18 protein-coding genes and 1 tRNA gene are annotated in these 24173 nt (G+C 63.5%); 7 read left to right on the top strand and 12 right to left on the bottom strand.

Annotation, left to right across the window (positions count from 1 at the left end; translation table 11 throughout):
• Positions 1 to 53: 53 nt before the first annotated feature.
• Positions 54 to 623, bottom strand: coding sequence for a hypothetical protein (locus VPH41_RS16915; RefSeq protein ID WP_328570878.1), 570 nt, complete (start codon positions 621 to 623; stop codon positions 54 to 56).
• A 354-nt stretch (positions 624 to 977) separates the two neighbouring features.
• On the opposite strand from VPH41_RS16915, the gene tssK reads away from it, so the two are divergent.
• Genes tssK through VPH41_RS16935 form a run of 4 tightly spaced genes read left to right on the top strand, consistent with a single transcriptional unit; the run spans position 978 to position 7479 of the window.
• The gene (tssK, locus tag VPH41_RS16920; RefSeq protein ID WP_328570879.1) at positions 978 to 2324 is read left to right on the top strand and encodes a type VI secretion system baseplate subunit TssK; all 1347 of its coding nucleotides are present in this window, start codon (positions 978 to 980) and stop codon (positions 2322 to 2324) included.
• A gap of 15 nt (positions 2325 to 2339) precedes the next feature.
• Positions 2340 to 3122, top strand: coding sequence for a type IVB secretion system protein IcmH/DotU (gene icmH / locus VPH41_RS16925; protein WP_328570880.1), 783 nt, complete (start codon positions 2340 to 2342; stop codon positions 3120 to 3122).
• Positions 3122 to 6973 (top strand): type VI secretion system Vgr family protein, encoded by a 3852-nt coding sequence (tssI, locus tag VPH41_RS16930; protein ID WP_328570881.1) that lies wholly within the window; start codon positions 3122 to 3124, stop codon positions 6971 to 6973. The genes icmH and tssI overlap by 1 nt, the downstream gene beginning before the upstream one ends.
• Positions 6974 to 7014: 41 nt before the next feature.
• The gene (locus VPH41_RS16935) at positions 7015 to 7479 is read left to right on the top strand and encodes a hypothetical protein (RefSeq protein WP_328570882.1); all 465 of its coding nucleotides are present in this window, start codon (positions 7015 to 7017) and stop codon (positions 7477 to 7479) included.
• Between the two features lie 7 nt (positions 7480 to 7486).
• On the opposite strand, the gene VPH41_RS16940 is transcribed toward VPH41_RS16935, so the two are convergent.
• The 11 genes from VPH41_RS16940 to cysS all read right to left on the bottom strand — a co-directional run bounded on the left by VPH41_RS16940 (position 7487) and on the right by cysS (position 21788).
• Entirely contained in the window at positions 7487 to 8650 is a 1164-nt protein-coding gene (locus tag VPH41_RS16940; protein WP_328570883.1) for an FAD-dependent oxidoreductase, read from the bottom strand.
• Complete coding sequence (locus VPH41_RS16945; RefSeq protein WP_328570884.1) at positions 8650 to 10812, bottom strand: LodA/GoxA family CTQ-dependent oxidase; 2163 nt, start codon at positions 10810 to 10812, stop codon at positions 8650 to 8652. The genes VPH41_RS16940 and VPH41_RS16945 overlap by 1 nt, the downstream gene beginning before the upstream one ends.
• A gap of 55 nt (positions 10813 to 10867) precedes the next feature.
• Positions 10868 to 11227: a hypothetical protein gene (locus VPH41_RS16950; RefSeq protein ID WP_328570885.1), complete on the bottom strand. Its 360-nt coding sequence runs from the start codon at positions 11225 to 11227 to the stop codon at positions 10868 to 10870.
• On the bottom strand, positions 11227 to 12933 hold the full coding sequence (locus VPH41_RS16955) for a tyrosinase family protein (protein WP_328570886.1): 1707 nt from the start codon (positions 12931 to 12933) through the stop codon (positions 11227 to 11229). Before VPH41_RS16955 ends, VPH41_RS16950 begins: the two co-directional genes overlap by 1 nt.
• A gap of 67 nt (positions 12934 to 13000) precedes the next feature.
• Entirely contained in the window at positions 13001 to 15046 is a 2046-nt protein-coding gene (locus VPH41_RS16960; RefSeq protein WP_328570887.1) for a multicopper oxidase family protein, read from the bottom strand.
• 388 nt (positions 15047 to 15434) lie between these two features.
• Positions 15435 to 15527: transfer RNA gene (locus VPH41_RS16965), tRNA-Ser, on the bottom strand.
• A gap of 110 nt (positions 15528 to 15637) precedes the next feature.
• Positions 15638 to 16885 (bottom strand): aspartate kinase, encoded by a 1248-nt coding sequence (locus VPH41_RS16970; protein ID WP_034756957.1) that lies wholly within the window; start codon positions 16883 to 16885, stop codon positions 15638 to 15640.
• A gap of 196 nt (positions 16886 to 17081) precedes the next feature.
• On the bottom strand, positions 17082 to 18500 hold the full coding sequence (gene tilS, locus VPH41_RS16975) for a tRNA lysidine(34) synthetase TilS (RefSeq protein ID WP_328570888.1): 1419 nt from the start codon (positions 18498 to 18500) through the stop codon (positions 17082 to 17084).
• Positions 18501 to 18654: 154 nt separating this feature from the next.
• Positions 18655 to 19629, bottom strand: a complete 975-nt coding sequence (locus VPH41_RS16980) for an acetyl-CoA carboxylase carboxyltransferase subunit alpha (RefSeq protein ID WP_034756951.1) — start codon at positions 19627 to 19629, stop codon at positions 18655 to 18657.
• Between the two features lie 54 nt (positions 19630 to 19683).
• On the bottom strand, positions 19684 to 20397 hold the full coding sequence (locus VPH41_RS16985) for a DNA-3-methyladenine glycosylase family protein (RefSeq protein WP_442906278.1): 714 nt from the start codon (positions 20395 to 20397) through the stop codon (positions 19684 to 19686).
• On the bottom strand, positions 20394 to 21788 hold the full coding sequence (cysS, locus tag VPH41_RS16990) for a cysteine--tRNA ligase (RefSeq protein WP_328570889.1): 1395 nt from the start codon (positions 21786 to 21788) through the stop codon (positions 20394 to 20396). Before cysS ends, VPH41_RS16985 begins: the two co-directional genes overlap by 4 nt.
• 278 nt (positions 21789 to 22066) lie before the next feature.
• Here cysS and VPH41_RS16995 point away from each other — a divergent pair, with 278 nt between their 5' ends.
• From VPH41_RS16995 to VPH41_RS17005, 3 genes are all read left to right on the top strand, one after another.
• Entirely contained in the window at positions 22067 to 22705 is a 639-nt protein-coding gene (locus tag VPH41_RS16995) for a peptidylprolyl isomerase (protein ID WP_152284844.1), read from the top strand.
• A gap of 83 nt (positions 22706 to 22788) precedes the next feature.
• Positions 22789 to 23280 (top strand): peptidylprolyl isomerase, encoded by a 492-nt coding sequence (locus tag VPH41_RS17000; protein ID WP_152259268.1) that lies wholly within the window; start codon positions 22789 to 22791, stop codon positions 23278 to 23280.
• An 86-nt stretch (positions 23281 to 23366) separates the two neighbouring features.
• Complete coding sequence (locus tag VPH41_RS17005) at positions 23367 to 24122, top strand: UDP-2,3-diacylglucosamine diphosphatase (RefSeq protein WP_328570890.1); 756 nt, start codon at positions 23367 to 23369, stop codon at positions 24120 to 24122.
• Positions 24123 to 24173: the final 51 nt, after the last annotated feature.

Below are 24173 nucleotides of genomic sequence, written 5' to 3' on the forward strand. Positions count from 1 at the left end.
CGGCAACATCGGCGATGCGCCTGTTGAACTGCGGCGTTTGGCGTATCACTGGCTCACTTGAGCGCATTGAATGGATTGGCGCTGCCCTCGTCGGCAGTGCGCTTGCTTGGCTGCTTGCGGGGCGGACGCGCCGGCGCCTTTTCCGGCGGCGGCACGAGGACGCTTTCGCCCAGGCTTTCGCGCAGCAGCTTGGCCAGGTCCTGCGATTCCGCGCGCAGGGGGCCGGACAGGTTGTTCTGGCGGCTCAAATCGGCCAGCGCCCGCGTCGACAGGCGCAGCCCGCTGATGGCGATCACGCTGTTGGCCAGCTTGTCGGCCGGATCGCGCACCAGCACTTCCTGCGCATTGAGGATGGCTTCGCCATACTGGCCCGCCTCGTAGCGCGTCTGCGCCATGCGTACCCACGGCTGCTTGTCGGCCGGGAAAGCGGTGGCGGCCTGCTGCCACAGTCCCAGTGCCGCCTCGTTGCTGCCGCTGCTGGCCGCCTGCGCCGCCTTGGACATCATTTCTTCCATCGTGGGCGGCGCCGCCACCACTGGCGGCTTGGCCGGAGGCGTCGTGCCGCAGGCACTCAACGTCAGGGCACATGCAATTGCTGCGAGCAGCGAAACCGATCGTGTCATATGGTGCTTTCCCTCAAAAAAGAAGATGCGTTGACGGTCAAAATAAAGTTGCAATTTATAGTTGTTAATTGCTTATTTTTCTGAGCCTAACATGATTTGAATATTTATCGCGTTCAATAGAAAATACGCGGAAACTCACTATTCATGCGGCTTTCCGGGCAGCGCTCACTCTGTAAACGTACCGTACGCGCCCTTCCTCAAGATAGTGTTATGGTGCCGTCAGTTGCGAAAAAAGCACCACGCTGTGCGCGGCAAACGGCGGACGATTTCAAGAAAAAATACGATAGCGGCATGCCGGCGCGGACGGGTCCAGCGATCCCCGCGCCTCACTTGGTCAGGTAAAAAGGGCAATCCATGAGCGTTGCAAACAAATTGTTATGGGGCGAAGGCTTGTTTTTGCGGCCCCAGCATTTCCAGCAGCAGGACCAGTACCACGAACACCGGCTGCATGAAAGCGTCAAGGCGCTGCACCCGTATGCATGGGGTGTGAGCCAGCTGCAGATAGACCGCGATGCGCTCGGCAACAACACCTTGCGGCTGCTGGAGCTGTCGCTGATCTTCCAGGATGGCGAAATCTACAATGCGGCCGGCACCGACGAGCTGCCCGAGGCGATCGACCTGGGCAACCTGCCGCCATCGCAGCAATCGGTGACCTATTACGCCGCCCTGCCCGCGTTCAAGCAATTCGGCGGCAACTTTGCCTCGGCCGGCCAGCCCAACAGCGCCGCGCGCTACGGCCAGGCCAATCTGAGCACGCCGGACCTGTACACCCAGGCCGCGCAGGCCGAACTGACCTACCTGAAAAAATCGCTGCGCCTGGTGGCCGAATCGGACCCGCGCGACTCCTACGTGAGCTTTCCCCTGCTGCGCCTGCGGCGCCTGTCGACGGGCGGCTTCGAGCAAGACCCCACCTTCGTGCCGCCCAGCCTGTCGATCCGCAGCGCGCCCCTGCTGTTCCTGCAGCTGCGCCGCCTGATCGACGCGCTGCAGGCCAAGGTCAATGCCCTGTATGGCCACCATCGCGAGCCCAGCAAGAGCGTGATCGAATTCCGCTCCGGCGACATGTCCTCGTTCTGGCTGCTGCATACGGCCAGCTCGGCGTTTGCCTCGCTCAGTCATTATTTTCACCATCCGGCCCTGCATCCCGAGCGCCTGTACGAGCAGCTGCTGGGCCTGGCAGGCGCGCTGATGACCTTTTCAAAAACCCATGCGCTGGCCGACCTGCCCGCGTACCGGCACGCCGATCCGGGTCCGCCGTTTGCGCAGCTGCACGCGATCATCCGCGAATTGCTCGACACGGTGATCTCGTCGAAATATTTTGCGATCGCGCTCAGCGAGACCAAGCCGTCCTACCATCACGGCAAGCTCGATTCGGAAAAAATCGACGCCAAGACGGCGTTTTACCTTGGCGTCTCGGCCGACATACCGGGCATGGAACTGGTCGACGTGGTGCCGCTGCGCTTCAAGGTGGGCGCGCCCGACGACGTGGAAAAATTCGTGCTGTCCGCATTGCCCGGCGTGCGCCTGCAGCATACGCCGCAGGTGCCGGCCGCCGTGCCCGTGCGTCCGGACACGTATTACTTCACCATCGAAGCCAAGGGCCAGATGTACGAGCGCATGCTGCAGGCGCAATCGGTCCTGATCTATGTCCCTTCCGGCATGCGCGACCTGAAGCTCGAACTGGTCGCCGTCACTTCCTGACATTGAAATGAAACGATGAACCTCTCCGCCCCCCCTTCCCTGATGTCCGGCAGCCAGGCTACCTACTCGGCCAGCGTGCTGGCCGGCCCCGGTACCGAACACACCCTGATGGACCTGATGTACGACGGCTTTTACGCGCTGTTCATGCTGAAGAACGGCAGCGGCCCGCAGGACAATGCCGATTTCATCGCCAAGATGACGCACTTCCTGGAAGAATTCGGCCGCGGCGCAAAGAAACAGGGCGCCTCGGCCGACGACATCGACGCGGCCAAGTATGCGTTCTGCGCGGCCGTCGACGAAATCATCCTGCGCTCGCCCTACAGCATCCGCGACGAATGGGCGCGGCGTCCTTTGCAGCTGGTCCTGTTCGGCGACCAGTTGGCCGGCGAAAACTTCTTCATCCGCCTCGAAGCGCTGCGCGCGCGCGGCAGCGCCCACCTGCAGGCGCTTGAAGTGTTCCACATGTGTTTGCTGCTGGGTTTCCAGGGCCGCTACATCCTCGAAGGCCCGGAAAAGCTCAATTACCTGACGGCCCGCCTGGGCGATGAAATCGCCCAGATGAAAGGCAAGAAGACGGGCTTCGCGCCGCATGCGGAGCGGCCCGACCAGATCATCCACAAGCTGCGCAACAATGTGCCCCTGTGGGTGCTGTGCTCCGTGTTCGCGCTGATCTGCGCGCTCGGCTACCTGGGCTTGCGCACCACGCTGGCGAAAAATACGGAAGAGCAGATGCACGCCTACCAGGATATCGTCAAACTGGCGCCCCGCGTGGCCAACCTGAGCATCACCTTGCCGTGATGAGCGACGCGCAAGCAGGCAGCGAGCCGCAGGGACAGTTCGGCACGGGATTGAGCCAGCATGCCCGGCTGATCGGGCTGGCGACGGCCCAGCCTTCGGACCAGGCGCAATCGCTGATGGCGGAACAGTTCGACGGCCGCGAAGCCGTCAACGAACTGTTCCGCTTCGATGTCGACGCCCTCAGCACGGCCGCGTCGCTCGACCTGGCGTCGTTCATCGGCGAGGAAATGACGCTCACCCTGCTGCAGCCCGACGGCAGCCAGCGCGCCTGGCACGGCCTGTGCACGGACTGCGCCTGGCTCGGCGCCGATGGCGGCGTGGCGCGCTACCGGCTGCGCCTGGAACCGGCGCTGGCCCTGCTGCGCCTGCGCCGCGACAGCTATATTTTCCAGGACAAGAATGCGCGCGACATCGTCGGCGAACTGCTGGCCGACTATCCGCAAGTGCGCCACCGCATCGACATCAGCCAGCCGCTGGCCACGCGCGCCGTCTGGACGCAGTACCGCGAAAGCGACTTCGATTTCCTGGCGCGGGTGCTGGCCTTCGAAGGCTTGAACTGGCGCTTCGAGCATGAGCAGCCGGGCGGCGCGCAGGATGGCGGCGAAGGCCAGGGACAATCCAGGCACACGCTGGTGATTTTCGACAGCAAGGCCAGCGCGCCAGACACGCCAGGCGGGGCCGAGCTGCGCTTTCACGGCGTGCGTGCCAGCGACAGCGATGACGCCATCGACAGCTTCGGCGCGCGCCGCCAAGTGCAGTCGAACGCCGTCGGCATCAGCAGCTGGGACCCGCAGCAAGTGACGGCGCCAGCCGCCGAGCACGCCTCCAGCCTCGATGCGGGCACGCTGCCGCAGCTGGCTGTGTATGACGGCGCGGGCGAGCGGCGCCACGCCGACCGGGCCGCGGCTGATCCCCACGGCGCACGCATGCTGCAGGCGCTGGAACTGGAAAACAAGCAATTTGACGGCGCCGGCGCCGTGCGCCGGCTGGCTGCCGGCCACGCCTTCCGCCTGCTGCAGCACGAACAGTATGCCGACGGCGCCAACCAGTTCAGCGTGCTGTGGGTGGAGCACCAGGCGCGCAACACGGCGGGTCCGGCCGGGGGCGGATTGACGGGCGCGCTGTCGCGCCTGGCCAAGGTGGCCAGACTGGACGGCGTGGCCGACTGGATCACCGGCCAGATCGAGGCCGGCACCTACCGCAACACCTTCGGCTGCGTGCGCAGCAGCGTGGCCATCGTGCCGCGCGCCACGGCCGAACGGGCGCCGGCCGTGGCGCTGGGGCCGCAGACGGCGCTGGTAGTCGGCCTGGCCGACAGCGTGGCCACCACCGGGCGCGACCACCAGGTGCGCATCCAGTTTGCCTGGCAGCGCGGCGCCGCCGCCAATCCGGGCGGCCTGGCGCACAACACGGACCAGCAAGGCAACGCGCCGGGCAATGAAGCGTCCGGCACCTGGGTGCGCGTGGCCGAGGCGCTGGCCGGCCCGAACTGGGGCTCCCAGTTCACGCCCCGCATCGGCACGGAAGTGCTGGTCGACTTCATCGAGGGCGACATGGACCGCCCGCTCGTGGTGGCCCAGCTGTACACGGGCAGCGACGCGCCACCGTACGCGGCCGGCGTCGACGCCAATGTCAACCACGCGGGCGTACTGTCTGGCATTCACAGCAGCAACTTCGACGGCGCGGGCTACAACCAGTGGGTGCTCGACGATACGCCGGGCCAGCTGCGTACCCGGCTGGCCTCGAGCAGCGCCGCCACGGAACTCAATCTGGGCTACCTGGTCCAGCAAGGCGCCGCGTCCGCGCAACGGGGCGTCTACCGGGGCAGCGGCTTCGAATTGCGCACCGACGCCTGGGCCATGCTGCGCGCCGGAGAAGGCTTGCTGCTGTCGGCCACGGCGCGCGCACGGCAAGGCAGCAGCGTCGCGTCGACCCAGCTCGACACCAAGGAAGCGCTGAACCTGCTGCGCGGCGCCAGTGAACTGAGCAAGGCGACGGCCGTGGCGGCAGGCCAGCAGCGTGCGCTGGTCAGCAAGGATGCCAACCAGGCGCAGCTGGACCTGGCGGGCCAGATCGACCCGCAGCAGGATGGCAAATACCAGGACAGCGTGGGCGGCCACGAAGCCTTCAAGGCCGGCAACGGCGCCCGCGCGCCCGATGCCGCGCAGCCCGTGGAACGCTACGCCAAGCCGCTGGTGCTGATGGAAGGACCGAACAGCATCAACTGGGCCACGCCCGCCTCGACGGTGCTGTTCGCGGGCCAGCACCTGCATGCAACGGCGCAGACGGACCTGCACCTGGCGGCCGGCCATACCGTCGCTTCGGTGGCGGCCCATGCGGCTACCCTGTTCAGCCAGGATGGCGGCATCTCCGCCATCGCGGGCAACGGCCCCGTCTCGCTGCAAGCCCATACCGACCAGCTGGAGATCTTGGCCGACAAGTCCATCACGGTGATCTCGGTGAGCGACGTCATCGAGATCAAGGCCAACCAGAAGATCACCGTGCAGGCGGGCCAGTCGTCAATCACGCTCGAGGGCGGCGACATCACCTTCCAGTGCCCGGGCAACTTTACCGTCAAGGGCGGCCAGCATGTCTTCAACGGCGGTGCCAGCGCGGCCGCCGGCCTGCCGCCGCTGCCGGACAGCCGCCTGAAACTGTTCGACGAAGGCTTCGTGCTGAAAGACCGCGACACGGGCGAACTGATGCCGCGCCAGCCGTACCGCGTGAAACGCGCCGACGGTACGTACGAAACGGGCATGACGGACGACAAGGGCTTGACGCACGTGGTCGCCGCGGCCGCCGTCGAGGCGCTGGTGATCGAATTGCTGAAATCGCCGGGCCATGCGCCCGACGAGGCGCAGAGCCCCGCCCCTGCCCCCGCGCCGGAGCCGCCAGCGCCCGCGCAGGTGCCGGCCGGCCGCGCGCCCGCGCCAGGCACGACGGCCAAGGCGCCGCAGCATGTGCCGCCCGCCAGGCCGGAACCGAGGTTCAAGGACCGCGCCACGTCGAGCACCAGCCCCGTCGACAACAAGCAGCGCAAGGAAGTGCTGATCAAGCGGCCCGCCTGCTGGATCGCCGACTATGAAAAGGAGATCTCCGTCTCCAGCGTACCCCGCTACAACAACACGTTTGGCGCCAGCGGCGCGCCGCATAACTATTTCGACAACGTGCGCTACAAGATCTACGTGCCCGTGAAATCGAATACCGGCATCATTGCCGAATTGCGCGTCAAGGTGATCACGGTGCTCGAGCCGGCCGACCAGGCGCTGGAAGACCGCGAAAGGGGCACCCCGCAGGCCGCCACGCGGGCCAAGCAGCGCGCCGCCGTCATCAAGTACGTGAAGGGCATCGCCACCACGGGACTGGAAAGCCACTGGAACAATAAATTCCAGATGAAAATCAGCGATCCGGAATGCGGCACGCGCACCCTGCCCATCATCTACCGCGTCGTGTATGTGGAGAGCAACGAGCACTACGTCATGCAGATCCACAAACGCTACGACCGCGAAAGCGTGACGGGGACCATCATCGACGTGTCCGCCTCGACCGATGGCCAGACGCACGCCCATGAATTCGGTCACTGCTATGGCTTGCCGGATGAATACTCGTATGTGGAAGGAGACGACGAGACCGTCAAATACAAGAAGCCGGACGGTACCTGGGATGCGCCCGTGCCTTCGCTGTCGGACGATGAGGAACCGGAACCGGCCGCGGCCAACATCATGAATTCTGCCGGCTCCATCGTCATCCGCGACCGGCATGCCTGGCAGATCGCCATCGAAGTACAGGACTTGCTGCGGACGAAAATAGGACGGCAGATCAAATGCGATATCATCCTGAACGGCTCCTAATCGCACTGCTCGCAGTGTCCCTACAACTCCCAGGAAACGCCATGCCGAACGAAATCCTCTCCATCAGCGCCCACTGCATCGACAATCCCGCCTGCATTTTCACGGGCAGCGACATGCGCATCGAGGTGCTCATCAAGAATATCGGCAACGGGGAAGTCGGCTATCCGCTCACCTACATGCAGGCGCGGGGCCCCAATATGCGCCTGATCGACAACGTAAGCGAGCAAAGCCAGGTATTGAAGACGGGCCTGGCCAATCACGCACTCAAGCGCGCCTTCACCACGATCGCGCCGGGCCAGTCGATTGCGCTGCAAAGCATCATCAAGCATACCGAGCTGCGCATGTTCCGCAAGGACTTCGTCGACGTGACGGCCGAAATCGGCGTCTCGGCCGCCATCGAGCTGGCGGGCAGCGAGGAAACGCTGCCCTTCAAGGGCGGCGCCAGCCTGAAAATCATCGGCAAGGATACGCTGGAGCGCGAGGCGCAGCGGCGACAGGAGCGCTGACGCGGAACTAGACGGCCGGCGCCTCTGCGCCGGCATGCAGCTGGCGCCAGAACGGCGCGGCGGGCCAGCGCTGCTCCCATCCATAGTATTGCTGGCGCAGCGCCAGGTATTGCGCATACCGGTGCGCCACCGTTTGCGCCACGGCGCCCAGGCTGGCGTGGCCGGCGATGGCGCCAGCGGCCGCCATGCCATTGGCGAGCGCCTTGACGATGCCTTGCGACGTGACGGGATCGAAGGCCGAGGCGGCGTCGCCGATGGCCAGCCAGCCGTCGCCATGCAGCCGGTCCAGGCAATAGGACGGCGCGGGAAAGCTCTGCACGCCGCCCGCCAGCGGCGCCGCGCCGCGGGCCAGCGCGGCCGTGTTGGGCGCCTGCGCCAGCCATGCCAGCCAGCGGCCCGCATGCTGCAGGCGCTGCGCCCTGACGGTGGCCGCATCGCTGTAGAACGCCAGCAGCAAGGTGGCGTCGGGCAGATGGGCGCCATACCACCAGCCATGTTCGACCGCTTCCAGGTGCGTGAGGCCGGAACGGCTGCCCTCTGGCACAGCGAAGCGCATGGCCAGGCATACGAGCGGCAGCGTTTCGACCTTGCGGCTGCCGCGCTGGCGCGCGAAGACGGCGCGCGTGCCGCTGGCGTCGACCACCAGGTCGGCATGGATGGTGGCCTGCCGCGGCTGCGCCGCGCAGCCCAGCGCCAATTGCAGCGCAAAGCCGCCGCCGTCCGCCGGGGCCGAGGCGGCCAGGCTGGCGTGCAGCAGCACTTCCGTCCCGCGCAAGCGCGCCTGCCGCGCCAGGAAGCCGTTGAAGCGGGAACGCTCCAGGTGCCAGCCATGGCCCAGCGGATGCATCAGCGCGTCGTTGTAGCCGCGCTTGTCGCTGCCCCACCAGGAACAGCTGCCATGGCAAGGCGCGTGCGCTTCGGCGAAAAAATCCTGCGCAATGCCCAGCGCCTGGAACAGGCGGTTGGCTTCGGGCGGAATGCTCTCGCCGATGCGGAACGGCGTGTAGTCGCCCGCCTCGATCACGAGCACGTCGTGCACGCCATGCTGCGCCAGCGCCAGCGCGCAGGCGCAGCCGGCCGGGCCGCCGCCCACGATGGCGACCCGGTAGCGCTGCCGCGATGGTACTGGTGCCGGTGCTGGCGCGCCGGGATGTTCTGCGGCCGCCTGCATCAGGGCTTCGGTTTCGGCCGGTACACCTTGTCGATGGCCGTGTTGCGCCAATACTCGACCAGATTGCTTTCATCGCTGTCGAACAGGCTCTCGACTTCCAGGTAGTAGTCGTGGCAGATGTTCTTGTTGCCCTGCGCCTGCGGGATGGCCGTGCTTTGCACCACCACCCCGATACGCGGCCAGTTCAGCAGGAACTGCGCGCGGTCCTGATAGCGTCCCACCTGCATGGCAGGCCGGTCGATTCCCGCGTCGGGGGGCGTGGTCGATGGCAGGCCATCGGCCCGCGTGCCCTTGCCCCGCACGGAAAAACGCGGCGTCGGCAGCGCCGTGCCGCTGGCCACCACGTCGTCGTAGGTGTACACGGCCACGGGCCGCTGCGCCGGCCAGGACGAGTACAGCAGCGTGTTGATGCCGTTGCCAGGCGTCGCCGTGGCCGCATCGATGGCCGCCTGATTATTCAGCAGCTGGCGCTCGGGCGGCGTTTCCGGCAAATGCGTGGCGCACGAGTTGTAATCCGTATGCCACGGCAGGGCCATGAACTTGGACAGGTCGCCGGGCTGCACCGCCCCGGCGCGCAGCGGCGTGTAACCGCCCGCCAGGAAGGGGCGGTCCTTGACGGCCTTGCGGTAATCGAGCCGCTCGCGGTTGATGCGGAACGGCCCGCCGCTGTCATGGCGCTGCCACGCCTGCTGGTAGAGGCCCGGGTCGCGCACGATAAACCCCATTTCGATGCCCGGGCTGTAGCGGCCGCCCAGGCAGTTGAACAGCACCGTGCGGTCCAGCGCCTCGCCGGCGCCCAGCGGAACATCGCTGCCGGCTGGCGCATAGCGGTCCTGCGACCACTGCTTCATGAAGAAATACTGCGCGCGCGTCAGCGACAGCAAGCCGCTGCCCGCGTCGCCCAGCGACAAGGGCATCTGCGGTATCGCCGTCGCCAGCTCCGGCTGGTCCGGATCGCGGATGAAGTTCATGATGCGGTAGCCGCGCAAGCCGTCGACGGCCATCTTGCCCAGCCGGTCATGCTCCTTGATCGCGCGCGGCGGCAGGCTCGTGGTCCACTTCTGCAGCGAGGCGGCGCGTAGGACGGGCTGCACTTCGCTGCCGAAATGGCAGCGGTAGCCGGCCTGATAACTGCCCTGCGCATAGATGGCGGGACGCAGCGCCATCTTTTCCAGCCAGGTGCAATACAGGTCGTCCCACAGCGTCACCACGCTAGCCGTTTGCGGCGCATACGACGGATCGCTCGAGATCACCCAGGCGCTGCCCTCGACGGTCCGGCTGCTGCCGTCGGCGAACACCAGGCTGGCCGTGACGGGGCCGTCCGCCACGTCGTCGAACCAGCGATCGTTGTTGACGTTGTCGCCCAGCGCGGCGCTGGCCGAGTAATTGCCCTGCGCGTCAAAGCCGCAGGCCTTGCCGTAGCCGCCCAGCACCAGCAGGCGGCCATTTTTTTCCGTCGTGATGGCGCCCAGCGAGGCGATGATGGCGCCCGGTCCATGGCCATCCGCGCCCGGTGTCCCGCCGCGGGGAAACGACACGGGATAGGCAGGCAAGGCGCACACGGCGCCGCTGTCGGCATCCGCGCAGGAAGGCTCGGTGGCCGCGTCGAACTGCACCACGGCCTGGCGCGATGCCAGGACGGCGCGCGGCCCCGCATCGATGACCAGCAATTTCAGGCGCTGCGGGTCGTCCGGCGTGTTCTGGCCGATGAAGTCCCGGTTGCGCACGAGCGGCGCGCGGCCATGCTCGAACGGCGCCACGCCGTCGCCGCCCACCCAGCTATTGGCCTTCTTGTTGGCCAGGTGCACGGTCCACACGATGTCCTTGACCAGCTTGCCATCGACCGTGCTGCCGATGGCCACTTCAAGCGGCGTGCCCCGCTTGCCGAGCGGATACGTCTCCAGTCCCGCCGCCTCGTCGAACGCATACTGGAAGATCCGGAAACGGGCCGCCTGCCGCTTGAGCTTTCCGCTGGCGTCGCGCAGCTCCGTACTGACGATGGTGGTGTCTTCCGTGCCCGGCCGGATCGGCAAGCCGCCCGTGCATGTCTTGCCCGGCAACGCCATGCCCGCCATGCTTTCCGGGCCCAGATAATATTCTTCGCTGTTGCCGACACGGGCGATGCCGATGGCCGGATGGATTCTTAACGCGGTATATGCCATGCTGAACTCCTGGTAATCGAAGATGTCCGTGCCGCCAGGCACGAGGCTGCTGGACTTACGGCTGCATGCCGTCCCTGACCCACTGGTCGAAGATGTCGATGCCCTCCTGCGGCATGGGCCCGTCCGGCGGCATGGGATGGGGCGCGGAGCGCACATACTCGCCCGCCCTGCCGCCCTGCACCAGCAGGCGGTGCTCGGCGCTCACCAGCCACGTATCGCTGCGGCTGTCGTAGTCGTAGCCATGCAGGGCCACCTGGATCTGGTAATGGAAATCCTTCACGCTCTCATACTCGTTCAGGCGCAGCACGCGCACGCCCGACGACGACGGGTTGTTCAGCTTGACCTTGTTCATGTCCGCGACATACCGGGAAAACAGGCCTTGCACGTCGCGCTTGAAACTTGTCGGTGCGCTCATCATTTCACTCCTTCATAGCTGGGCTGGGGAGGCGGCCGGCGGTCGACGATGACGACGGCCGGGCGGGAAAAATCGCTTTGCCGGATCAGGCCGCGGCCCTTGTCGTTGGTGGTGATGGCTGCCGTGATCTGCCAGGTCTTGCCCCGCTTCCGGGGTACCAGGCTGTCGACGATGCCGGTGATATCGACGTCGATGGCGTAGGCCTTGTGCGCATGCGTGCCGGACAAGGCCCAGTGGCTGGTGCTGGTGATCAGGTAGCGGTCGCGGAAGCGCTTGTCGTCCAGCTGCGCGGCCACGTTCGCAGGATGCAGATAGACATCGGCCTGGAAACTGTAGTCTTCCATGGCATGTGCGCGGTCCAGGTGCAGCGTCGCGCGCTTGTCCTTGGCCACGGGCGCCGAGGCGATCGTGTAGGCGCCGCCTAGGACGATGTCGGGCCTGGCGAGCGTGCCATCGCTGGCCTGGTCGCTCAACAGGGCGGCAAACAGGCTTTTCTGGTTGTCGCCAAAGGCAAAGCCGGCCCGCTGGCGCTCGTCGATCAGCGCTTGCAAGTCCTTTTTCCGCACGAACTCGCCGCCATAGGTGGGCTGGAAGCCATAGCCCTGCCTGATGGTGTCGAAATAAATCTCGGCCTGCCCCATGTTCGCCGTGTAGCTGCCCGAATCGGGGCGCTGGGGATCGCCATCGCCCGCGCTCCAGCCGACGGGCCTGGCCAGGTCGGCATCCTGCTCGCTGCGCAGGAAGGTGCTGCGGCCGCTGCCCCGGATGCCGCTGTCGCCATGCTCGTCCAGCCATTTTTCAAAGCTGTAGTCGAGGAAATTGTGGAAGGCGTAAAACAGCGGGTCCAGGCCTGCCGTGATGTTGTCGCCCATGTTGCCGCCCATGTAAAAGGCGTGCATGTGATTATGGATGCGCGTTTCCAGGTTGCCGCCCCCGCCGCTGCCATACTCGTCGCCGCCAAAATCGTTCCAGTCCATGTAATAGATCTGATAGCCCAGCAAGTTCGGTGAGGCGGTGGCCATGGAACTGTCGAGGCTACCCTTGATGCGGGTCGAATCGTACAGTGGCGAATCGGCATCCTCGAAGGCTTTCGGGTAGCGCATGCCGCTGGGCTTGCGGGTAAAGTTCCAGTACGGCAGTGCGACGTTGCGCGTGCTGGGGCCCCGTTCGCCGTTCGGGTCGGCCGCCTGCAACGCTTGCTCATAGAAATACAGCTGCGCCCGGTGCCATTGCAGGAAGGTGTTTTTCTGGTGTTCGCACTCGCCCGGGAATTCCGGATGGGAATTTGCCTCCGTCGGCGGCTTGTCGAGGAAATACGCAACATCGCAGCTGTTGCGCGTCGGGTCGCTGAGCAGCCACTTCAAGCCGTCGCCGGGCAAGGCCGCCTTGCGGTCATTGAACACGTCGACGGAAGGACAGTTGTGCACCCAGGCTTGCCACAAAAAACCGCGCCGGTCATACACGTTTTCCTGGCTCTTGCGCTTCATCTCGCTCACCGCATGCTTGAATGCAGCCAGTTCGGCGGGCGTCAGGTCATCGATGTTCTTGCGGTAGCGCACGACGCGCGCGCCGCCCTGCTCCACCGGGGGCAGCGCCTCGGGGCTGCAACGGGCGACAGCCAGGGTACCCGTGTCGGCGCCGGCATGGGCGCCGGCGAGCGCCAGGCCGGCCAGCAGGGAAAAGGTCAGGGTTTTCATGCGTAACATGGACAGATGCTCCAGAGACAGGTTGAGGAAGACGGGAGCGCGGCCAGCGCACTCCCGGCAGGAACAATCAATGGCCGTGTCCGCCCACGTCGCCGCCTCCCTTGCCATCCGGCAGCACCACCTTGACGTTTTGCATCATGCCCTGGTCTTCATGCTCGAGGATGTGGCAATGCAGCACGTACTCGCCGATGTAGCGCTGGTAACGCGTGGCGATTTCGATCTTGTGCTTTTCGATCACCAGCAAGGTGTCTTTCCAGGTGCCGACCAGATCCTTGTATTGCGCATCGACGGTGCCGCCGTCGGTGCGGGTGATGCCGATGATCTGGAAGGGGTTGACGTGGATATGGAAGGGATGGCTGCCATTCTTCGACGCCAGCTCCCAGATCTGCTCGGTACCCAGCACCAGCGTGTGGTCGACGCGGTGCGGATCGTAGGCGTATTTCGCGTCGGGGTCCGGCGAGTCTTCCGGCTTGCCTTCCACCATGAAACGGACCTTGCCATCCAGCTTGGCAATATTGAAGGTCGCATACTCCTTCTTCTTGCCGCGCATCGTTTCCTTGGCTTCCGCGCTGAAGCCCGCATGCGGGACAAACTTGGCGAGCTTGAGGCCATTCTCCAGGTCGCCGAGGATCGTGCCCTTGACGCTGTCGGGCAACTGCGCAACGGGCAGGCGCTTGACGGCATTGCGCAACTCGGCCAGCAGGAAATCGCGCGGCGACTCGCCCGCCTTGGCGCGGGCGGCAGCCTTGGCGCTTGTCTTGGCCGTGATCACGCCGATCAGGCGCGTGTTGTTCACGTCATGCATCGTCGTCATGTTATTGAGGTTCGTTTCCGCATACACGCAATACGCGCCGGCCTTCGGCAGCGAAAACAGGATATCGCTGCGGTAGCCCGGCTGCAGGTAATTGAGGGTCTTGGGGATGATCCTGTCGTGCGTCAGGCCGTCGCTGGCCACTTCGAACTGCGTGACGTCCTCGCCATCGCACAGCTCCATCACGTCCTTGTCCTGGTTGGCCACGCTGAGCGCCTTCAGCAGCTTTTGCGGATCGTTCGCGCGGCGGATGCGCAGCACCACGGACGCCTGGAAACCCGTGTCGATCAGGCGCCAGCGGTACAGGCGCTGCGTATCCATTTTCATCACCGGCTGCACCTTGCCGTTGACGGAGGTATAGCGGCCCGACATCAGCCAGGCATCAGGATCCTTGACCTGCTTGAAATCCTCCAGCATGCCCACCGCTTCCCTGTCGCACGCCTTCAGTGGCGTCAGGCTGTTGCTGGGGCAGTCGTAGGGAATTTGCTGCAGCAGCATCACTTCGCCGGCACTGCCGCTGCCGTCGTCGGGCTGGAATTGCTTCAGCACGACGTCGAGGTCGCCATTTGCCTTGTCGGTCGGATAGCGGTCGCCTTCGACCACCAGCGCGCCGGCCATGCCGCTGGCGACCTGCATCGCCGTCGCGCCATGCTGGTGCGGGTGATACCAGAACGTGCCGGCCGGATGGTCGATGGGAATATTGTATTCGTACTCGAAATCCACGCCAGGCTTGATCGAGATCAGCACATTGTCGCTATTGCCCGAAGGCGAGACCCACAAGCCATGCGAGTGCAGATTGGTGTCGTTGAAGCAGCCAGGCGGACGCGGCGCATTGATATCGTCCGTCGCGCACTGCTCGGCCGGCAGCGCGGGCAGCTGGTTGTACAGCCTGAAGCGCACGGTTTGCCCCGGCGCCATCACCACGGTGGGCGCCATGAAGGTGGCCGCATTCTCATCGCGGCCATCGAGCGCCAGGCCGCTCGTCTGCTGGTACGAGCGCAGGCGCACCTTGTCGTACTTGGCCGTGGTCGGGTTATAGATGGTGCCGTTGGCGTAGCGGATGTACAGGTCGTACGCTTTTTCGTACTCGTCGCGCTTGCTCGCCGCGCGCGTGGCGGGCCGGGCGCGCGCCTTCAGTTTCGGCGGCTCCTGCATCAGGCGCAGCTCGACGTTGGGCAGGGATTTCAGGTTGAGGTCGAGATTGAGATTGACGCTGGTTTCCGCAGCGAAGGCGGCAGCGCAAGCGAACGGCACGGCGGCCAGGCACAGCAACGCGTGCCTGCGGGGAAGGCGATAGGACATGACAACTCCTTGATTGGACTCGGCAATGGACGCATGGCTGGGCCATGCATGTAATTTTTTTAAATTATTAACATTGCCATTATCCATGATGACAAAGAGTCAATTCTCACACTAAATCACTTGTTGTATTTTGGGGTTTCTGGTTTCTGATTTGCGCGGCTTGCGGAGAGGCCGGCAGGGGAGCTGGCCGCCAGTGCCTGAGGTGAGGGGACGGCGTTGGCCGCTGTGCGGCCAACGGCCGCGCGCAGCGCGGTGGGATGGGGATTCGGAGCGCCACGCGCCTGCAGGCGCGAGGGTTTCGAATCCCACGCGCAAAGCGCGCAGGCGCTTTGCTCGTCTCCGGAGTGCGGAAATGAAAAAACCCGCCGAAGCGGGTTTTTAAAAATACTGGCGGAGACGGTGGGATTCGAACCCACGATACAGGTATAAGCCGTATGCATCCTTAGCAGGGATGTGCCTTCGGCCACTCGGCCACGTCTCCTAGCTGATTACTCAACTATGTCTCTGTAGCTAACTGCGCTGCAGCGACGAACGTCATAATATCGATTGCCCCCCCTTTGGTCAAGGGCGTAGGGCAATATTTTTGGATATTTAAGCTTTTTCCAGCTCGAACGCTTTATGCAGCGCGCGCACGGCCAGTTCCATGTACTTTTCATCGATCAGCACGGAGATCTTGATCTCGGAAGTGGAGATCATCATGATGTTGATGCCCTCTTCCGACAAGGTGCGGAACATTTGCGATGCGACGCCCACGTGACTGCGCATGCCCACGCCGACGACGGACAGTTTCGACACTTTCGCGTCGCCCGTGATGCTGGCCGCGCCCAGCGATTCGCGGTTCGCTTCCAGCACGGCCAGCGCGCGCGTGTATTCGCCGCGCGAGACGGTGAAGGTGAAGTCCGTTTTACCGTCCACCGACTGATTCTGTATGATCATGTCGACTTCGATATTCGCGTCCGCCACCGGCCCCAGGATGTGGTACGCCACGCCTGGACGGTCGGGCACGCCGAGCACGGTGATTTTGGCTTCATCGCGGTTGAACGCGATGCCGGAGATGACTGCTTGTTCCATGTTTGTATCTTCCTCAAACGAAATCAGGGTGCCTGAATTGGCTTCTATTTCCAGCGGCAACATCGGGTCGGTCAGCGACGACAGCACGCGCGTGGGGACGCGGTAGTTGCCGGCAAATTCCACCGAACGCGTTTGCAGCACTTTGGAACCCAGCGAAGCCAGTTCCAGCATTTCTTCAAAGGTGATGGTCTTCAGGCGGCGCGCCTCGGACACCACGCGCGGGTCCGTCGTGTAGACGCCGTCGACGTCCGTGAAGATCAGGCATTCGGACGCCTTCATGGCGGCGGCAATCGCCACGGCCGACGTGTCGGAACCGCCGCGGCCCAGGGTCGCGATGTTGTCGTGTTCGTCGACGCCCTGGAAACCGGTAATGATGACAATCTTGCCCGCATCGAGGTCGCGTTTGACTTTTTCGTCATCGATCGACTGGATGCGTGCCTTGGTAAAGGCGGAATCGGTCTTGATCGCGACTTGCCAGCCAGCATAGGATACGGCTTGTTTGCCGATCGCCAGCAGTGCCATCGACAATAGGCCGACGGACACTTGTTCGCCTGTCGAGGCGATCATGTCAAGTTCACGGGGATCGGGTTGATCCATGATTTCCTTGGCCAGTCCAATCAGGCGGTTCGTTTCGCCCGACATGGCGGATGGCACCACCACGATTTGATGCCCAGCGTCGTGCCACTTGGCAACGCGCTTGGCGACATTCTTGATACGGTCAGTCGAGCCCATCGACGTACCGCCATATTTGTGGACGATTAAAGCCATAAGAGTGAAGTTTCCGCTCAAGAAGAATAAAAAAGGAGGGCTTTACTCTACATGCCGCAATGCAAAATAACAAGCTAAAAAGCGCATTAGCTCATACCAATTACACATATGGAAATAACCAATCCATGCAGTCCAGCTGGCTTGTACAGCCGTCCGCCGGCCACCTTGGGAGTGGCCGTGGCGGCGGCTCCTGCGCTCAGCAGGACTGCCAGCGCAGGGTGATGCGGGGACGGTCCAGCAAGCTCAGGCAGTGACAGTCAAGGCCAATACCAGCGGCATACAGCAATTGTTGCGCCGCACAGACAAGGGGCAGGCGTTCGCGTTCCCAAGCGGGCACGTCAAACGCCTGGTAATGGTATTTCAAGCTCTTGGTGGGGCGGTTCAGGGCCAGCTTCAGGCGCTCGCCGCCCTGGCGGAAATCGATGCTCAAGGTTTGAGATTGCAACCAGGCAATATCGATGCCTTGCCCATCCGCTTCCACCGCATCGAAATGCAGCACGCCGCCATACGCGGGAAACGCCAGGCTGGCCTCGCCTTTCCATGCAAACTGCTGGCTGGCTTTTTCCAGGCCTGGAATGCCCGCATCGCTTTTATCGCGCATGCCGGCCAGGTCATCGAGCTTGGGCGTCAAGTACAGCCGGTCGCGGTGGCGCCGCACGTGGCATTCGGGATGCGTGACCAGCAGCTGCGCATCGGGCCGCGCTTCCAGCAATTGCGCCAGCATTTCCGCCAGCCATGCCGTCGACGGCATGCGCAAGCCGCGCGTGCCGAACCAGTGGCGCAGCAGGTTGTAGCAGCGGTCCGCGCTCAGTGCGCGCAACTTCGCCAGCTCGATGCAATCACCGTCGAGACATGCGGCCAGGTCCTGCGTCGCCAGTTCCGTCAGCAGGCGCTGCGCCGATTGCGCATGCTGGGCGCTGCGGGCGAAGCGTTCCTGGAAACCGGGAAACGCCTGCGCCAGCACGGGCATCAGCTGGTGCCGCAGGGCATTGCGGGCAAAGCGGGGATCGTCGTTCGATTCGTCGTGGATGTGCGCGATCGCATGCTTCGCCACATACGTTTCGAGCTGCCGGCGCGACACGGACAGCAAAGGACGCGCCATCATCAGGTCCGGATTGCCCAGCAGTTCGGGCGCGCTGTTGGCGCCATCCATGCCGGACAGGCCCGCCGTGCCCGAGCCGCGCAGCAATTGCAGCAGCACCGTTTCAGCCTGGTCATCCTGGTGGTGGGCCGTCAGCAGCAGGCGCACGCCATGCGTGGCGCACAGCTCGCCCAGGGCTGCGTAGCGGCGCTTGCGGGCCGCCTCTTCCGTGCCCGTCTTCGCATTCTTTTCCAGCGTGACCCTGCGTGCCTCGAAGGCGATACCCAGGCCCGCGCACGCGTGTTCGCAGTGGGCCAGCCAGGCATCGGCATTCGGGCTCAGGCCGTGGTGCACGTGGAAGGCGTGCAGGGTTATGCCCTGCTCTTGCGCCCAGGCATGCGCCAGGTGCAGCAGGGCCGCGGAATCGAGGCCGCCGCTCAGGGCAATGCCAACGGGACTGCCGGCTGGCAGCGCACAGGCGTCCAGCGCGCGGGCAAAGATATCGGGCACGGTGGCGGTTTGTTGCTTTTTCAATTCGGACTCCGGGAATGCAAAGAGGGACAGGCTGCTAAACGGATGGTGTCGTTTAGCGGACTGTCCCTGGTGTTTTACTGTCTTGTCGGCTACGTCTTGTCGGCTTACGCTGCGCTAAGCCGACCTACGCCAACCTACGCCAATCTGCGACGGCTTACTCGCTCGGCGTGGTTTCCTTGAACTTGCCGTAGCTCAGCAACTTCTCGTGGCGCGCGGCCAGCAAGTCCTTGGTTTTCATGCCGTGGAACTGGCGCAGGGTGTCGGCCAGCGCGCGTTTCAGCAAGGTCGCCATCTGTTTCGGATCGCGGTGGGCGCCGCCCAGCGGTTCGTTGATGATCTTGTCGATCAGGCCCATGGCTTTCAGGCGATGCGCCGTCAGGCCCAGCGCTTCGGCCGCGTCGGAGGCGCGCTCGGCGCTCTTCCACAGGATGGAGGCGCAGCCTTCCGGCGAAATCACGGCATAGGTCGAGTATTGCAGCATCAGCACGGCATCGCCCACGGCAATGGCCAGCGCGCCGCCGGAACCGCCTTCACCGATGATGGTGGCGATCAGCGGCACTTTCAGTTCCGCCATCACGTACAGGTTGTGGCCGATCGCTTCGGACTGGCCGCGCTCTTCCGCATCGATGCCGGGGAAGGCGCCTGGCGTATCGACGAAGGTGAAGATGGGCAAGTTGAACTTTTCAGCCACTTTCATCAGGCGCATGGCCTTGCGGTAGCCTTCCGGTTTCGGCATGCCGAAATTGCGCATGGCGCGCTCTTTCGTGTCGCGGCCCTTCTGGTGACCGATGACCATGCACGGCTGGCCGTTGAAGCGGGCCAGGCCGCCCACGACGGACAGGTCGTCCGCGTAGCTGCGGTCGCCATGCAATTCGTGGAAATCGGTAAAGATTTCATTCACGTAATCCATGGTGTACGGGCGCTGCGGGTGGCGCGCGATCTGCGCCACTTGCCAAGGCGTCAGCTTGGCGTAGATATCCTTGGTCAGCTGCTGGCTCTTCTTGGCCAGGCGGTCGATCTCTTCCGAGATGTCGACGGCCGAATCGTCTTGCACGAAGCGCAACTCTTCGATCTTGGAATCAAGTTCCGCGATCGGCTGTTCAAAATTGAGGAAAGTCGTTTTAGTCATTGTACCTCCAGGTTTTACCGGCCACGGCGCCAGGGCGCGCGGCGTCATCTATGTTTATTTTACCGTACCGGCTGGTGCGCCGGGGGCTGCATCGGGTGCGGCAGGGGCGGCTGCAGGGTCGAGACTGCGCCACAAATACCACGTCGCCACGGTGCGCCACGGTTCCCAGTTGGCGGAAACTTCGCGCGCATCGCTGCGGGAAACAGGTTCGCCGGAGAAGTAATTGACGCTGATGCCCTGGATCAAACCGGGGTCGTCGAGCGGCAAGACATTCGGTCGCAGCAAATTAAATATCAGAAACATCTCGGCTGTCCAGCGCCCGATGCCGCGGATCTGCACCAGTTCGGCGATGACGGCTTCGTCATCCATCTGGTCCCACTGGCTCGCATGCACGCGCTTGGCCTTGAAATGGTCGGCCAGGTCGAGGATGTATTCGGTCTTGCGTTTGGACAAGCCGCAGGCGGCCAGTTGCTCGGCGCCCGCCTTCAACACTTGCGACGGCGTGCATTTCGGGCACGCCAGCAGCAGCTTTTTCCAGGCCGCATCGGCTGCCTTGGGCGTGATCTGCTGGCCCACCAGCGAACGGGCCAGGGTGGTAAACGGGTCGCTGTGGCCGACCAGGTGCAGGTCGCCAAATTGCGGGATGAGCTTTTTCATGATGCGGTCGCGCTTCATCAGCTCGATCTTCGCCTCTTCCCAGTAGTGCGGCACCTGGATCACCTGCGCCGCTACCGGCGCTTCCCCGTTTTCCCTGGACGTTGGCATCATGCGCGGCGCCAGTTGGTCGAGCCGTCAGGCTTGTCTTCGAGAATAATGCCTGCCTCCAGCAGTTCAGCGCGGATCTTGTCGGACTGGGCAAAGTCGCGCGCCTTTTTCGCCGCGCTGCGCGCCGCGATGGCCGCTTCGATGCCCGCTGCCTCATCCTGGCCGCCAGCGGCGCCGACGGTCGCTTGCAGGAATTGCTGCGGCGTACGCTCGAGCAAGCCGAATACGCTTGCCAGGCCCTTCAATTGACGCGCCAGCGCCGGCGACTTACTCTTGTTCACTTCCGTCGCCAGGTCGAACAGCGCGGCCACGGCCAGCGGCGTGTTGAAATCGTCGTCCATGGCTTCGCGCACGCGCACGGCATGGGCTTCGTTCCAGTCGATGGCGCCCTCTTCCACTGTCACGTCGGCCAGCGCCGTGTACAGGCGGGTCAGGGACAGGCGCGCGTCGTCGAGGTGCACGTCCGAGTAATTCAGGGGGCTGCGGTAGTGCGCGCGCAGGATGAAGAAGCGGATCACTTCGGCATCGAACTTTTGCAGCACTTCGCGGATCGTGAAGAAGTTGCCGAGCGACTTGGACATTTTTTCATTGTCCAGGCGCACGAAGCCGTTATGGATCCAGTAATTGACGCTGGTGTGGCCGAATGCGCCTTCGGATTGGGCGATCTCGTTTTCGTGGTGCGGGAATTGCAAGTCCGCGCCGCCGCCATGGATGTCGAACTGTTCGCCGAGCAGGGCGCAGGACATGGCCGAGCACTCGATATGCCAGCCCGGGCGGCCCTTGCCCCACTTCGAATCCCATTTGACTTCTTCCGGCTCCGACTCCTTCGACGACTTCCACAGCACGAAGTCGAGCGGATCGCGCTTGCCCGTGTTGACGTCGACACGCTCGCCCGCGCGCAGGTCGTCGAGCGACTTGCCGGACAGCTTGCCGTAATTGGGGAAATTGCGCACGGCATAGTTCACGTCGCCATCCGCGCCCTGGTAAGCGAGGTCCTTCGCTTCCAGCTGCTCGATGAGGCTCAGCATCTGCGGCACGTATTCGGTGGCGCGCGGCGTGTGGTCGGGCGTCAAGATGCCCAGCGCGGCCGTGTCTTCATCCATGTAGCGGGTGAAACGCGTCGTCAGCTGGGAAATCGTCTCGCCGTTTTCCACGGCGCGGCGGATGATCTTGTCGTCGATGTCCGTAATGTTGCGCACATAGGTGACGTCGAAACCGGACGCCTTCAGCCAGCGGTAGATGACATCGAACGCCATCATCATGCGCGCATGGCCGATATGGCAATAATCGTAGATGGTCATGCCGCAGACGTACATGCGTACCTTGCCCGCTTCCATCGGGACGAATACCTGCTTCTCGCGAGCCAGGGTGTTGTAAATCTTTAGATTGCTCATCGTACTTTGCAAGTGGAGCGGCCGCCAGCCTGGCAAAACGACAGACAGGCGCGGACACCGGGGGTGCCGCGCCACTGAACTGCCGTGTGCGCCGAGACTGGTCGACCCGCTATATTGTTGTTCTTGTTTGTTAGAATTGGGGCGTTAGCGGTCAAGTATAACATTGATAAAAACCATACTGGCCCGATATGAATCAGGTTTTTACGATCTTCAACCGAATTTTCACTTATTTACAATTAAAGCAAGCTTAGAGAAAAATAACGATTAAGGACGCCTTCATGCAAGAAATCAAATCGAAACGCCTGTCTTTCCTGGCCCGCTTCTGCACCCTGTTTGCCGGCCTGACCCTGGGCGGCGCCGTCGTGGCGGCAACGCCTGCCGCTCCATCGGCCGCCCCCGATCCCACGCCGCACGTGGCCCTGAAAACGAATATGGGCGAGATCGTGCTGGAGCTGGACCAGGAAAAAGCCCCCCACAGCGTGGCCAATTTCTTGCAATACGTCAAAAGCGGCTATTACAAGGGCACCGTGTTTCATCGCGTCATCGACGGCTTCATGATACAGGGCGGCGGCTTCGACAAGAACATGAAACAGAAAGCCACCAAGGCGCCGATCAAGAATGAAGCACAGAACGGTTTGCAAAACGTCACCTACAGCATCGCCATGGCGCGCACGGGCGACCCGCATTCTGCCACGTCGCAATTCTTCATCAACGTCAACAACAACGGTGCGCTCGACTACCCTGGCCGCGACGGCTTCGGCTACACGGTGTTCGGCAAGGTCGTCAGCGGCATGGACGTGGTCGACAAGATCAAGGCCGTGCCCGTCGCGGACAAGGGACCGCACCAGAACGTGCCCGTCACCCCCGTGGTGATCGAATCGGCGACTTTACTCAAGGCGGCGCCCGCAAAACTGTAAAATAGCGTTTTTGCGGTCTCCGCATGCCGCCGTGGCATGCCACGGCCCAAATCAACTTTTCATCCAATTTATTAAGGATCATCATGACCTCCGTCATCATCACCACCAATCTGGGCAAGATCACCGCTGAACTGGACGCCGACAAAGCGCCGAAAACGGTCGCCAACTTCCTGGCCTACATGAAAGCCGGCCACTACGACAACACGATCTTCCACCGCGTCATCGACGGCTTCATGATCCAGGGCGGCGGTTTCGAGCCAGGCATGAAACAAAAGCCGGCCGACACCACCGTGGAAAACGAAGCCAAGAACGGCCTGAAAAACGATACCTACACCCTGGCCATGGCCCGCACGTCGGACCCGCACTCGGCATCGGCCCAGTTCTTCATCAACATCCAGAACAACAGCTTCCTCGACTATCCAGGCCAGGACGGCTGGGGCTACGCCGTGTTCGGTAAAGTGACGGACGGCAAAGAAGTCGTCGACGCCATCCGCGCCGTGAAAACCTCGCGCGCCGGCATGTTCGCCGATGTGCCAGTGACCGACGTCATCATCGAGAAGGTAGAAGCCGCTTAATTCGGCTCTGGCATCATGAATAACAGGCATTGCAGCGTTTGCGCCTCTCCATGTACATCACTTTTTGGGAGCGTTGAACGATGACAATGCCTGCCGCACTCTTTATTTCCGACCTGCATCTGCAGAGCTCGCACCCGCGCACCAGCGCGGCGTTTCTTTCTTTCCTGGAACACCATGCGCAATATGCGCAAGCGCTGTATCTATTAGGCGACCTGTTCGAATACTGGGCCGGCGACGATGACCTGGAAGACCCGTTCAATGCGCGCATGACGGCCGCCATCCGCGCCGTCAGCGATGCGGGCGTGCACGTCTACTGGATCGCCGGCAACCGCGACTTTCTCGTCGGCTCCGGCTTTGCAGCCGCCGCCGGCGCCACCCTGCTCAGCGAACCCCATGTGGCCACAATTGCCGGCCGGCGCATCGTGTTGCTGCATGGCGACGCCGAATGCACGAAAGACGTCAAATACATGGAGTTTCGCGCCATGGTACGGCAACCCGCCTGGCAAAAGCAGTTCCTGTCCATGCCGCTGGCGCAGCGCAAGGCCATCATCGACGGTTTGCGTCAGAGCAGCCGCGAGCACAATGGCGAGAAAGCCATGGACATCATGGATGTCACGCCCGATGCCGTCGCGCAAGTGTTTGCCGAACATGCGAGCACCGTGATGATCCATGGCCATACGCACCGCCCTGCCCTACATAAGGTCGACAATACCTTGCGCTATGTCCTGCCCGACTGGGAATGCGACGTGACGGCGCCCGCACAGCCGCGCGGCGGCTGGATCGCCATCGATGCGCGCGGCAACATCACGCGCCATGACTTGAACGGCGACATCATCGACTAGGCGCGCACCGACCGCGCCACGGGCGTTTGTCCGATAGCCGCGCCCGCCTGG

Source organism: Janthinobacterium sp. P210006 (assembly GCF_036231885.1).
Classification (GTDB): domain Bacteria; phylum Pseudomonadota; class Gammaproteobacteria; order Burkholderiales; family Burkholderiaceae_D; genus Janthinobacterium; species Janthinobacterium violaceinigrum.

Coding starts and splice junctions, on each gene's coding strand:
- VPH41_RS16915 (WP_328570878.1), bottom strand. CDS start 623: ATGACACGATCGGTTTCGCTGCTCGCAGCAATTGCATGTGCCCTGACG.
- tssK (WP_328570879.1), top strand. CDS start 978: ATGAGCGTTGCAAACAAATTGTTATGGGGCGAAGGCTTGTTTTTGCGG.
- icmH (WP_328570880.1), top strand. CDS start 2,340: ATGAACCTCTCCGCCCCCCCTTCCCTGATGTCCGGCAGCCAGGCTACC.
- tssI (WP_328570881.1), top strand. CDS start 3,122: ATGAGCGACGCGCAAGCAGGCAGCGAGCCGCAGGGACAGTTCGGCACG.
- VPH41_RS16935 (WP_328570882.1), top strand. CDS start 7,015: ATGCCGAACGAAATCCTCTCCATCAGCGCCCACTGCATCGACAATCCC.
- VPH41_RS16940 (WP_328570883.1), bottom strand. CDS start 8,650: ATGCAGGCGGCCGCAGAACATCCCGGCGCGCCAGCACCGGCACCAGTA.
- VPH41_RS16945 (WP_328570884.1), bottom strand. CDS start 10,812: ATGGCATATACCGCGTTAAGAATCCATCCGGCCATCGGCATCGCCCGT.
- VPH41_RS16950 (WP_328570885.1), bottom strand. CDS start 11,227: ATGAGCGCACCGACAAGTTTCAAGCGCGACGTGCAAGGCCTGTTTTCC.
- VPH41_RS16955 (WP_328570886.1), bottom strand. CDS start 12,933: ATGTTACGCATGAAAACCCTGACCTTTTCCCTGCTGGCCGGCCTGGCG.
- VPH41_RS16960 (WP_328570887.1), bottom strand. CDS start 15,046: ATGTCCTATCGCCTTCCCCGCAGGCACGCGTTGCTGTGCCTGGCCGCC.
- VPH41_RS16970 (WP_034756957.1), bottom strand. CDS start 16,885: ATGGCTTTAATCGTCCACAAATATGGCGGTACGTCGATGGGCTCGACT.
- VPH41_RS16980 (WP_034756951.1), bottom strand. CDS start 19,629: ATGACTAAAACGACTTTCCTCAATTTTGAACAGCCGATCGCGGAACTT.
- VPH41_RS16985 (WP_442906278.1), bottom strand. CDS start 20,397: ATGATGCCAACGTCCAGGGAAAACGGGGAAGCGCCGGTAGCGGCGCAG.
- cysS (WP_328570889.1), bottom strand. CDS start 21,788: ATGAGCAATCTAAAGATTTACAACACCCTGGCTCGCGAGAAGCAGGTA.
- VPH41_RS16995 (WP_152284844.1), top strand. CDS start 22,067: ATGCAAGAAATCAAATCGAAACGCCTGTCTTTCCTGGCCCGCTTCTGC.
- VPH41_RS17000 (WP_152259268.1), top strand. CDS start 22,789: ATGACCTCCGTCATCATCACCACCAATCTGGGCAAGATCACCGCTGAA.
- VPH41_RS17005 (WP_328570890.1), top strand. CDS start 23,367: ATGCCTGCCGCACTCTTTATTTCCGACCTGCATCTGCAGAGCTCGCAC.